Source organism: Parabacteroides sp. merdae-related_45_40 (assembly GCF_001915675.1).
Genome location: NZ_MNQY01000070.1, coordinates 1 through 10,760, shown reverse-complemented (window position 1 = coordinate 10,760; position 10,760 = coordinate 1). Strand labels below are relative to the sequence as shown.

The window sequence follows — 10,760 nt, the reverse complement described above, 5'->3', positions numbered from 1 at the left end:
CTCTCTGAACCCGCTTCTCTCTAATATTATTACTGAAGATAAGTTGGCGAGTAGTTTGACTTTCGGGCAGTTTGTCAAGGCGATCGCTTCTTTTCTGGCGCCCTATATCGCCATGTGGGGAGCGACTGCGGCGATCCCTTCGCTGGGATTGGGCTGGCGTGTACTGTTTCCGATCTATATGGTGATAGCAATTGTGGCGATTTTACTGTTGGGGGCGACTTCTATCAAGGAAGAGGCACCTGAAGGCAAACCTTCCACATTTGCCGAATGCATTGCCTTATTGGGTAACCCGTTTATCCTGTTGATGTTTGTCGGTATCATGTGTCATGTCGGCATAGATGTCGGCACGAATACTACCGCCCCGAAGATCCTAATGGAACGGTTGGGGATGGACATACATGCGGCAGCGTTTGCAACGAGCCTCTATTTTATCTTCCGTACGGTCGGTTGCCTGACTGGTTCGTTGATCCTGGCCCATTGGACACCGAAGAAATTTTTTGTTGTCAGTGTCGTGTTGATGGTAGCTTCGATGGCGGGTTTCTTTTTGTTCGACAGCAAGGCTCTGCTATATGTCAGCATCGCTTTGGTCGGATATGGCAATTCGAACGTCTTCTCCATCCTTTTCTCTCAGGCTTTATTGTCGATGCCCCAACGGCAGAACGAAGTATCCGGCTTGATGATTATGGGACTTTTCGGTGGAACGGTTTTTCCGCTCTTGATGGGCTTTGCTTCTGATGCTCTTCATTCGCAGACAGGCGCCTTGCTGGTTTTGGCAGTCGGAGTGTTTTACCTGCTTTTCCTTTTTACAAAGCTGAAGTAGTCCCAGCGGTTCGGGAATAACATATTTCCATAAACAGTTTGCCAAAAAGAAAAACTTTACTATTTTTGTTTGCAGTATGTAAAGGCGGCAGAAGAGAAGATGACCTTTGCGATCGAATATTTGGATGAACAGTTGTCTCATATTCGTGCCGGTAAGGCGAATCCGAAAATCTTGGATTGCGTGAGAGTAATGTATTACGGTGCTCCTGTTCCTTTGACAAATGTGGCTACCGTAACTGTTCCGGATGCGAGAACGATCATGATTGGATTCCGAAGTCGGTATCACTCCTGAAAACAATGGTGAAGTGATTCGTTTGGGTATTCCTCCTCTGACGGAAGAACGTCGTCGTCTGTTGGCTAAACAATCTAAGCAGGAAGCGGAAACTGCTAAAATCAGTATTCGTAACGCTCGCCGTGATGCAATTGAGCAATTGAAGAAGAGCATTAAGACTGACGGAACTCCTGAGGATGTCGAGAAAGATGCAGAAGCAGAAGTTCAGAAGGTTCATGACAAGTATATCAAGAAAGTAGATGAACTCTACGCTGCAAAAGAAAAAGAAATAATGACGGTATAACGAGTTGAGAGTTGAAAGTGGCGGAATAGATCCTTCCTTTCCTCCTTATCTTTCAACTTTCAATTTTCAACTTTCAATTAACATGAGGGGATTGGTTATTAAGAATACGGGTAGCTGGTATACCGTACGCACCGATGATGGTCGCGATATAGAAAGTAAGATCAAAGGAAATTTCCGCCTGAAAGATATCCGTACCACCAATCCTGTTGCGGTCGGAGACCGGGTCGATATTGATATCAATACCGAAGGGACTGCCTTTATCACCAAGATCGAAGACCGGAAGAATTACATCATCCGCCGCGCTTCCAATCTTTCCAAGCAGTCGCATATTATCGCCGCGAACGTAGACCAGGCGATGCTGATCGTGACAGTCAACTATCCGATTACCACTACCGTTTTTATCGACCGTTTTCTTGCTACAGCCGAGGCTTATCGTGTGCCGGTGAAGTTAGTCTTCAACAAAATAGATCGCTATCATGGCGGTGACCGGGAATTATTGGACGATTTGGTCACTCTGTATACGACGATCGGCTATCCTTGCTCTATGCTTTGTGCCCGTACCGAAGAGGGCTTGGATGTGTTGAGAGAAGACCTTAAAGGGAGAATCACTTTATTGTCGGGTCATTCAGGTGTGGGGAAATCAACTATTATCAATAAACTGATCCCAGGTGTCAATCTCCGTACCGGCGATATCTCCGAATACCATAACAAGGGAATGCATACTACCACCTTCTCTGAGATGATTCCTTTGTCGGATGGCGGTTACCTGATTGACACTCCAGGTATCAAAGGTTTTGGCACGATCGAAATGGAAGGTGCGGAAATCGCTCATTACTTCCCTGAAATATTCAAATTCTCCGCTGATTGCAAATTCAATAACTGCTCTCACCGCCATGAGCCGGGCTGTGCCGTCTTGCGTGCCGTAGAAGAACATTATATCAGCGAATCGCGATATAAAAGCTACCTGAGTATTCTTGATGATAAACAGGAGAGCAAGTATAGGGAAGAATATTAGACTGCCGGCAAGCTCATCCCTGTGATCTTGCGGTATAAATCCAATGCATATACATCTGTCATGCCGGAGATATAATCGAGGACGCATTGTACTTTGCCGTAGACGGTCGGTGCGTTTGTGTCGTACTGTTCCGGGATGCGTTGCAACAGGAGCTTACTGTAGGCATGATCCTGGTTCATGACAGCTTCTGTCAGCGTGTCGATCAAATGACTGAAGATATGGTAACCTGCTAGTTCAATGTCTAAAACTTCTTTGGCGCGGTATATCTTTTTGTAAGCGGTTTTTGAGCAGGTGTCGTATGCGGCTTTTGCCTGATCGCAAATGTTATCGATAAGCGGAGTGTTGTATGTTCCGCTGAGGATATCCTCTTCGTTTTCGAGGAAGATGCGGGAACATTCGTCAACCAAGAGGCCGATGATACAGGAACGTAAGTAGGCGATCTGTTCGTTGGTATCGTCTACCATCTTCATGACACGGACAATATGGTCGAGGCGTTCCCCTTCGAAAAAATTGAGGAGCAACCGGATGGCTTCTTCCGTTGTTAGGATATGCAGTTTGTAGGCATCCTCGATATCCATGATCTGGTAGCAGATATCGTCAGCTGCTTCCACCAAATAAACAAGCGGATAGCGGACGAACCTATTTGCGTCTTCCGGGTTCCGGCTAATGCCTAATTCGTTGGCAATGCGCAGGTAAGCCTCCTCTTCCGACTGGAAGAAACCGAATTTTCCTTTCTTCCCTGCGTAAACGGAAGAATACGGATATTTGATGATGGAGGCAAGCGTGCTGTATGTCAGGGCAAAGCCCCCTTTGCGGCGCCCGATGAACTGGTGGGTGAGCAGACGCATGGCGTTCGCATTCCCTTCGAAATGAAGAAAGTCTTCATAGCGCCCTCCTTCGTTGAGAATCTTTTCCTGTAACTTTTTTCCGTTACCTTCAGCAAAGTAAGCGGAGATCGCCCGTTCTCCTGAATGTCCGAATGGCGGGTTGCCCATGTCGTGGGCAAGACAGGCGGCTGAGACGATGGAACCTATTTCCGGGAAATTGACGCTTCCGTCGGGATATTTCAGCATCAGGCCTTTGGCGACATTGTTGCCTAATGAGCGTCCTACACAGGAGACCTCTAAGCTATGTGTCAAACGGTTGTGCACGAATATACTGCCCGGTAGGGGGAATACCTGAGTCTTGTTCTGTAAACGGCGGAAAGGGGAGGAAAAGATCAGGCGGTCGTAGTCTCGCTGAAAATCGGTGCGTTCATGTTTGCGTTCGTGATATTCTTCCATTCCGAAACGTTTGCCGGAGAGTAATTGATTCCAGTTCATCTTGTCTTGTTTGCTTAATAGATTAATTCTCCTTTTCCTTGGCGGATGATTTCAAAGTCGTCTGTTGTGCAGTTGATGACGGTCGAGGCTTCCGTACCTCCGTAACCGCCGTCGATGACGATGTCCACTAGGTTTTCATACTTCTCCTCGATCAGTTCGGGGTCGGTACTGTATTCGATGATCTCGTCTTTGTCATGCAAAGACATGGTCAAAATCGGATTTCCGAGTTCCCGTACAAGTGTACGGATGATATTATTGTCCGGCACGCGGATCCCTACCTCTTTTCTGTTCTTGTAGATTTTTGGTAGCTCACTGCTGGTCGGCAAGATGAAGGTAAAGGCGCCCGGTAGGTTTTTCTTCATCAACTTGAAAGCAGCGTTGCTCACTTTGGCGTATTCGCTCAGATTGGAAAGATCATAACAGATAATGGACAGGTTACTTTTCTGCGGGTTGACGCCTTTCAGCTGGCAGATCTTTTCGACTGCACGCACATTCAACGCGTCACAACCGATGGCATAAACGGTGTCGGTCGGGTAAATCACGAGGCCACCGTCGCGCATGATATTGACCACCTTGTCTATCTCCCTGAGATTGGGGTTTTCGGGGTATATTTTTACGAGCATAGCGTTATGAGTTGAAAATTGAAAGTTGAAAGCTGAAAGTTTGAGAAAACACGAAGTAAACTTTCCACTTTCACCTTTCCGCTTTCACCTGATTTACGGCTTAACCGTAAATGATGTGTCCGTTTTCGTCGGTATATTCTTCCAGACCTTTGCTGTACTGGTTCATGGCACGAAGGCTCATACCCATGCTTGAGAAGCCACCGTCGTGGTAGAGGTTCTGCATTGTGACTTTGCGGGTGAGGTCGGAGAACATCATAACGCAATAGTCTGCACATTCGTCGGCTGTGGCATTGCCCAGCGGGCTCATCTTTTCGGCGAAATCCATCAAATGATCCATGCCTTTCACGCCACTACCGGCTGTAGTCAATGTCGGTGACTGGGAAATGGTATTGATACGCACGTTCTTTTCACGGCCATAGATGTAGCCGAAACTGCGGGCAATGGATTCCAGTAGGCTCTTGGCATCTGCCATGTCGTTATATCCGAAGAATGTACGTTGTGCTGCCACATATGAGAGGGCGATCACTGAACCGTATTCGGCAATGGCATCCTGCTTTTTGGCAACCTGCAACATCTTGTGAAAAGAGATTGCGGAGATATCCAGTGTCTTTTCCAACATGCTGTAGTCCAAATCATCGTAAGTACGCTTCTTGCGCACGTTCGGGCTCATGCCGATGGAATGTAAAACGAAATCTATCTTACCCCCTAATATTTCTACTGATTTAGAGAAAACCGTTTCCAAATCTTCCACGCTCGTAGCATCCGCCGGAATAACTTCGGCGTGCAACTTCTCAGCCAGAGCATCCACCTGTCCCATACGAACGGCGATCGGTGTATTGCTCAGTGTGATCGTTGCTCCTTCTTCTACGGCTTTTTCAGCCACCTTCCAGGCGATGGACATGTCATTCAGCGCACCGAATATAATGCCTCGCTTGCCTTTCAATAAATTATGACTCATACCTTTTATTTTAATATGTTACGGCACAAAGATAGTAAAAATGTGCAAGATACGCAATCGCTTACATGAAACCCCTTCAAGTCTGGGACAGGATAGGGCCCCCGGATATTTATTCCCTGTAGTACACTCTTTTTACCCTCGGCGAGATAGAGGTAAGTATCTCGTATGGGATGGTCTTTAGTTTGTCCGAAAGTTCGCTGACAGGGAGTTCTTCGCCGAAAATGATGACGGAGTCTCCTTCGTGTGCGTCGGTATCGGTGACATCGATCATGCAGGCATCCATACAGATATTGCCAATGATCGGGCAACGGTGGCCATTAATCACGACCTCGCCACCACCATTGCTGAAATGACGGTCCAAGCCGTCGGCATAACCGATCGGGATAATCGCGATGCGGGAATCGCGCTTTACATAGCTCATCCGGCTGTAGCCGATGGAATCGCCTGCCGGAACGTTTTGTATCTGCAAGATAGTCGTCTTCAGCGTGCTGATGTTACGCAACCCTTTCTGACCGGAGGCACTGACTCCATACAGGCCGATGCCGAGACGTACCATATCCATCTGATAATCGGTGAACCGTTCTATTCCGGCCGAGTTCAGGATATGCTTGATCACCTTGTATTCCAACCCGGCTTCCAGTTCTGCTGCCACGCGGGTGAACGTATCCAGTTGCTTTTTTGTGAAATCGTCGAAGATATAGGAGTCGCTGCCTACGAGATGTGAGAATACGGAGCGAGCTACTACGCCGCTCTGTTCTTTCAGGCGACGGCAAACCTCCGGTACATCTTCCGGCTGGAAGCCTAAACGGTGCATTCCCGTGTCGATCTTGATATGGATCGGATAAGAGGTGATGCCCCTGCGTTCCGTCTCTTTTATCATTGCGTCGAGCAGACGGAAACTGTACACTTCCGGCTCCAGCTGGTTTTCAAACAAGACATTGAAGCTGCTGAATTCCGGATTCATGACGATAAGCGGGATCGAGATGCCCTCCTTGCGCAGTTCTTCTCCTTCGTCGGCAACGGCAACAGCCAGGTAGTCGCAACGATGTTCTTGCAGTGTCTTTGCCAGTTCATAGGAACCGGCTCCGTATCCGAAAGCCTTGACCATGCAGACCATTTTAGTTTCTGGCTTCAGCTTTGAGCGGTAATAGTTGAAGTTATGGACAACGGCATCCAGGTTCACTTCCAAGATCGTCTCATGCACTTTCTTTTCCAGCAGCTCGGATATACGTTCGAAATGAAATTGGCGGGAGCCTTTTATCAGGATCAATTCGTCTTTGAACTTTTTGAAAGACGGAGACTTGATGAATTCATCCGTTGTCAGGTAAAATTCTTTTTCGATATCGAAAGCACCTCCGTACTCTTTCAAGTCACGGCCGATACCGATAATGCGATCGATCTTCTTTCTGCGCACCAAGTCCGCAACTTTCTTATAAAGAGACTTCGGCAACGTTCCCGATTGCAGGATGTCTGAAAGGATTAGTGTGCATTTTAAATTCTTCTCTACGCGGCGGCTCTGTTGGAAGTCGAGGGCGATATCCAAAGAATTGATATCCGAATTATAGGTGTCGTTTATCAATAGGCAGTTGTTGATACCCTGCTTTACGTCCAAGCGCATGGCAACCGGTTCGAGGCGCTTGAATTTTTCGATATCGTTTACGCTTGTCGGTTTCAGATACAACATCACGGCCATACAGTGGATGGCGTTTTCGATAGAAGCGTCGTCCGTAAAAGGAATCGTGTATGTCCGGTCGAAACCTAAAAGCGTGCAGCGGATAATGGTTTCGGAATCCAGTTTCTTGATCGATTCGATATACAAAGGGGCTTCCGAGTCTGTCCGACTCCAAGTGATTGCTTTGTGGGACAGGCAGGCCGACTCGATGCAGTTGGCGATAAAAGCATCGTCGCCATCATAGATGATTGCTTCGCAGTCGTTGAACAACGTCAGCTTTTCTAGACATTTCTGCGTGGAAGAGATAAAGTTCTCCTGATGCGCTTCCCCTATGTTTGTGATTACGCCGATGGTTGGTGCGATGATCGGTTGAAGGCGTTCCATTTCGTCCGGCTGGGAAATGCCTGCTTCGAAGATGCCTAATGTATTTTTGTCGCTCATCTGCCATACCGACAGCGGAACCCCCAATTGCGAGTTGTAGCTCCGGGGGGAGCGGACGATGTTGAACTCGTTGTGCAATAATTGATAAAGAAACTCTTTTACAATCGTTTTCCCGTTGCTTCCCGTAATGCCGATTACCGGAATATTGAAACGTTTCCGGTGATGGGCCGCTAACTTCTGGAGTGCTTTCAGTGTATCCTTGACGACAAGGAAGTTTGCTTCAGGCATCGATTCGAACTCCGGTAAAAAAGTGCTGACTACGAAGTTGCGTACACGTAATTTATATAATCCTTGTATATAATTATGTCCGTCGTTGGTCTTTGTCTGGAGGGCAAAGAATAGACTTTGCTCGGGGAATGAAAGACGGCGGCTGTCGGTAAGCAATATACTGACAGGAGCGTCATATAATTTTTGGGCGTCAGCTCCAATTATCCCGGCGATTTCTTTAATTGAATATTCCATTCTTTTCTCTATAATTAAGTTTAGAACTTCTTTTTAATCATTTCGACTTCATTTGTCATATCAAAGTAAGGGAATTTCTCGTTAAGTCGTTCCATCTTTAACAAAGTTTGCGAGATGAATCGTTTATAGGCTTCGCTTTCCGGTTGAAACGGCTTGTGGTTAATGGCCTTTTGGATATCCTTCCATTCTTTAAGAATTGACAGCGAATCAGGTGAAAGCATGCTGCCTGTGAACCGTTCCCAGATATATTCGATCGCCGTGGTGGATGGATGCAGCATATCGTCGGCATAGAAACGGTACTCCCTCAATTCGTCCATCATGATTTCGTAAGCTGGGAAATAGGCGGTGTGTTCCGGGAATTCCTTTTGCAGAGCGTCGATGGCAAGCAGGAGGGTAGCTTTGCTGAGCTGGTTACCGTGTGCTCCGTCTTTCCAATGGCGGATCGGACTGACGGTGAAAAGTATCTTCAGCTCTGGATTCTGTTTCCAAAGCGATAGAAGCAGACTTTTCCATTCCGCTACGATTTCTCCTACGGTAAGTAACTGTCGGTCGAACATCTTTTCTGGCAGCCTATGGCAATTGGATACGACCTTTCCCGAACTTTTCAGCTTGTAGACCCATGCCGTGCCGAAAGTAAGGATCATCCGTTGGGCTTTCAGTATCGTGTCAGCGGAACTGAACAGTCGCCTATTGATGTTGGCTAAGCATTCCGTTTCCGAAGGTGAGGAAAAACGGCTGTGATGGCTGAAGCTATGATAAATCCCTTCATGCTGAAAAAGATCATCTCCTGTGAACTGTTCCGGCTGAAGTAACATGCGAATCGCTTCGGCTATGGACGAAGGATTATAAAGCGTACCGAATGGGTTCAAATCGGTCTTGAACTTGTTTCCCTCCAATTTTTTTCCTATATTCTCGGCAAAGCAGGAACCAAGCAGAACCGTTTGCACCGTATAGGAAAATGTAAATGGGGTTTTGGGGATTGTGATGTGGGTGTAAAATTCCATATTGTATTTAATTGCCATATATTTATTCGTTTTTCAATCACTTCCTTTACAAGTTTATGCAACTTTTTTCAAATAGGTAAATTTTATCTCCTTTTCGAGTTGGATATTTATCTGTGAGCATAAGCTGTCATTGTTTCGGACTTCGACACTTTTGGTTTAAACACATATAATCGCAAATTTGGCTTTTTACAGGTGGAAAGAAATAAAAAATGACAATTGACAACTAAAAGGCAGGCCTTTGATTGTCAATTGTCATTTTTTTGATCATTATCAGATGCCTGATTAATTGGCGATTATCAGTTAATTAAACTCTTTGCCATATTTCATCTGTGCATCGGCAACGAATTGTTTGATGCGTTGTTCGTCCTCTTTCTTGCAGATCAAGAGAACATTGCCGGATTCGGCCACGATGCAATCATTGATGCCCTGTATGACGGTGAGGCGTTTCGGATTGTCGAGGGCAACGATATTGCCGTTGCTTTCGTACATTATCGCTTCACTTTTTAGGAGCGCATTGTTTTGTTCGTCTTTCTTCGCCAGGTCAAACAGCGATCCCCATGTCCCGAGGTCGGCCCAGCCGAAGTCAACACAGAGCATATATACGTTGTCCGCTTTTTCCATGATCCCGTAGTCGATGGAGATATTCAGGCAGTAAGGAAAGTTCTCGGCGATGAAATCTCGTTCTTCCGCTGTGTTGAATTTTTCTTTGCCCAAATCGAAACGGAGGGAGATATCGGGGAGAAATTTGGAGAATGCTTCTAAAATGGTGTTGACGTTCCAGACGAAAAGACCGGAATTCCAGAAAAACTCGCCGCTCTCCATGAATACTTTTGCCAGTTCCAAATCCGGCTTTTCAGTAAAAGTTTTCACTTTCGTGAATTCGCCCAGCATGATATCACTGCTTTGGATATATCCGTAGCCTGTTTCAGGACGGCTCGGTTTAATGCCTAACGTAACTAGTGCATTGTTGTCTTTTACGAAGTCGAGGCTTTTCTGCACATCTTTCAGGAAAATGTCCTCTTTCAGAATCAGATGATCGGAAGGTGCGACAACAATATTTGCATTCGGGTTGCAAGCTTTGATATGATATGCCGCATAAGCGATGCAAGGAGCTGTATTACGACGTGCCGGTTCCAATAATATCTGCGATTTTCCCAACTCTGGCAGTTGCTCTTTTACAAGTGAAGCGTATTGCTCATTTGTTACAATATAGATATTTTCGATCGGAATAATCTTGGAGAAACGATCGAATGTCATCTGTAGTAGCGACCGGCCTGTACCGAAAAAGTCAAGAAACTGTTTAGGGTAACTTTCTCTGCTGAAAGGCCAGAAACGGCTTCCGATCCCACCGCCCATGATAATGCAATAATTATCTTTCATGATGATCCAGGTTGTTTTTTAGTTATACTCTTACAAAGTTAACGAAATATTCCGGGATTTCGTTTATCCATAAATCCTAAGAAGATATAAAATGAAAAAAAAGAGGAAAATGTTTGCAGGTTTAAAAATAATGTCTACCTTTGCAACGCAAATGAGAAACAAACTTACTCAAAGCAAATGCCCAGATGGCGGAATTGGTAGACGCGTTGGTCTCAAACACCAATGGATTCACTTCCATCCCGGTTCGATCCCGGGTCTGGGTACTAATAAGCCCTGATAATCAACCGATTATCAGGGCTTTCTCTTTCTGCAAGGCGTACTAAATGTGTACTGAGCGACAAAAACAAGAATAGAGTGTACTTTTGTGGTTTTCATCCTTTCATCTTTATAATTTCTTAACTCTTATGCATTCTTTTCTGTCTTATTATTGCTGATGTTTTCTCGGAAAATGCGATTTCCACCTTATATTTGTATCTGAGAACAAAATTA

The 10,760-nt window shown here is 45.9% G+C and carries 8 protein-coding genes, 1 tRNA gene and 1 pseudogene; 4 read left to right on the top strand and 6 right to left on the bottom strand.

Annotated features, from left to right (window positions below):
* The 3 genes and pseudogenes from BHV83_RS10220 to rsgA form a co-directional block, all read left to right on the top strand.
* A partial coding sequence (locus BHV83_RS10220) for an MFS transporter (protein ID WP_286757471.1) occupies positions 1-820 on the top strand: 820 nt, incomplete at its 5' end.
* Positions 821-919: 99 nt separating this feature from the next.
* Positions 920-1,394 (top strand): annotated as a pseudogene (locus tag BHV83_RS10215) (ribosome-recycling factor).
* A gap of 82 nt (positions 1,395-1,476) precedes the next feature.
* Complete coding sequence (gene rsgA / locus BHV83_RS10210) at positions 1,477-2,409, top strand: ribosome small subunit-dependent GTPase A (protein WP_005633200.1); 933 nt, start codon at positions 1,477-1,479, stop codon at positions 2,407-2,409.
* Here the strand turns inward: rsgA and dgt are convergent.
* The 6 genes from dgt to BHV83_RS10180 all read right to left on the bottom strand — a co-directional run bounded on the left by dgt (position 2,406) and on the right by BHV83_RS10180 (position 10,271).
* The gene (gene dgt / locus BHV83_RS10205; RefSeq protein WP_005633199.1) at positions 2,406-3,731 is read right to left on the bottom strand and encodes a dGTP triphosphohydrolase; all 1,326 of its coding nucleotides are present in this window, start codon (positions 3,729-3,731) and stop codon (positions 2,406-2,408) included. The two genes, rsgA and dgt, sit on opposite strands and share 4 nt — an antisense overlap.
* Positions 3,732-3,745: 14 nt before the next feature.
* Positions 3,746-4,354 carry an L-threonylcarbamoyladenylate synthase gene (locus tag BHV83_RS10200; RefSeq protein WP_005633198.1) on the bottom strand — a complete coding sequence of 203 codons (609 nt, stop codon included), beginning with the start codon at positions 4,352-4,354 and terminating at the stop codon, positions 3,746-3,748.
* A 100-nt stretch (positions 4,355-4,454) separates the two neighbouring features.
* Positions 4,455-5,312: an enoyl-ACP reductase FabI gene (locus BHV83_RS10195; protein WP_005633196.1), complete on the bottom strand. Its 858-nt coding sequence runs from the start codon at positions 5,310-5,312 to the stop codon at positions 4,455-4,457.
* Positions 5,313-5,421: 109 nt separating this feature from the next.
* A complete protein-coding gene (locus BHV83_RS10190) occupies positions 5,422-7,887 on the bottom strand; it encodes a bifunctional UDP-N-acetylmuramoyl-tripeptide:D-alanyl-D-alanine ligase/alanine racemase (protein ID WP_005633184.1) in 2,466 nt (821 codons plus the stop codon).
* A 20-nt stretch (positions 7,888-7,907) separates the two neighbouring features.
* Positions 7,908-8,891, bottom strand: coding sequence for a GSCFA domain-containing protein (locus BHV83_RS10185; RefSeq protein WP_036658198.1), 984 nt, complete (start codon positions 8,889-8,891; stop codon positions 7,908-7,910).
* 300 nt (positions 8,892-9,191) lie between these two features.
* A complete protein-coding gene (locus BHV83_RS10180; RefSeq protein WP_195292131.1) occupies positions 9,192-10,271 on the bottom strand; it encodes a mannose-1-phosphate guanylyltransferase in 1,080 nt (359 codons plus the stop codon).
* Positions 10,272-10,450: 179 nt separating this feature from the next.
* Between BHV83_RS10180 and BHV83_RS10175 the strand changes: the two genes are divergently transcribed.
* Positions 10,451-10,534 (top strand) — tRNA-Leu (locus BHV83_RS10175).
* Positions 10,535-10,760: the final 226 nt, after the last annotated feature.